The 1,110-nt window shown below is 65.1% G+C and carries 2 pseudogenes; one reads left to right on the top strand and one right to left on the bottom strand.

What is annotated here, in order from left to right:
- Positions 1 to 360: 360 nt before the first annotated feature.
- Positions 361 to 661 (top strand): annotated as a pseudogene (locus tag ABGB21_RS36860) (transposase); the annotation flags it as partial.
- A 90-nt stretch (positions 662 to 751) separates the two neighbouring features.
- Here the strand turns inward: ABGB21_RS36860 and ABGB21_RS36855 are convergent.
- A pseudogene (locus tag ABGB21_RS36855) lies at positions 752 to 979 on the bottom strand (carboxymuconolactone decarboxylase family protein); the annotation flags it as partial.
- Positions 980 to 1,110 lie beyond the last annotated feature (131 nt).

The raw sequence follows: 1,110 nt of genomic DNA, 5'->3' as shown, positions 1-1,110 counted from the left end.
TGGTGTTCACCGCCGAACCAGACAGCTCATCCCACGAGGCACTGAAGTTGCTCGCCCAGTGGACGAACACGCCGGTGGCTTGAAATCCCCGTTCCGAAAGTGCCCTTCCTCCGATTCAGCATCGTGGGTGTAGACCTGTTCTATGGCCGGGACTGTCCGAACACCCTCCGTAACCACCGAATGTGAGACAGAGCCGAAGATCCGACAGTCCCGTGCCGCGCCGGTCAACCCGACCACGCTGCTCAAGTCTGACTCGGGCGGGTTCGCGTCGCGCAGGACCGCGACGAACTTCAAGACCTGAAACGGGGACGGACGCTCAACCGCATGCACAACAGCCCGCGCGAACAGGTCCGCGCGCAGGTCGAGGGCCGTCACCGGCAGCCGACCGCCGCGCTGGTCGACTCCCAGTCGGTACGCGCCGCGGAGACCGTCGGCCGGGCCAGCCGCGGCTATGACGCGGGTAAGAAGACCAACGGCCGCAAGCGTCACATCGCCGTGGACACCTGCGGCCTGCTCCTCGCTGTCCTGGTCACCGGCGCCCACGTGCAGGACCGGCCCTGCGGGGCAGACCACCTTCGTCGTCCTGCACCGCCGCTGGTGCGTCGAACGCACCTTCTCCTGGATCAACCGGTGCCGACGCATTGTCCGCGACTACGAACGGCTACCCGAGCACCACGCCGCGATGGTCCAATGGGCCATGATCATCATCATGACCCGCCGCCTCGCCCGCCACCCAAAACCCCTGATCCCCTTACTTACCAGGGTCTGAACGATCCAGGTTCTCTGCGAAGACCTGGGCCGCGACCTGGTAGCCGTCAAACGCGCGTGCTACGCCAGCGTAGGCCGCAACCTGAAGAAAGACTTCGGCGATCTCTTCCTTGGTGGCGCCGGCGTTGAGCGCGATGCGGAGCTGACCACGGAGGGGCTCCAGGACGCCGAGTGTCGTCGCGATGGTGACGGACGCCAGTGCCCGCGTCCGTGTATCTAGTGTTCTGTCTCAGTTTTGAGTAGTCGCTTGTTGGAGGGCTACTCGTCCACGTCGGACCTTGGCCAGGATCGATTCGGCGGTGGCGGTCCACACGAACGGCTTCGGGTCGTCGTTGTGCACGC

Source organism: Plantactinospora sp. B24E8 (assembly GCF_039871735.1).
GTDB lineage: Bacteria > Actinomycetota > Actinomycetes > Mycobacteriales > Micromonosporaceae > Plantactinospora.
This window is presented reverse-complemented; position numbering and strand designations above follow the sequence as displayed.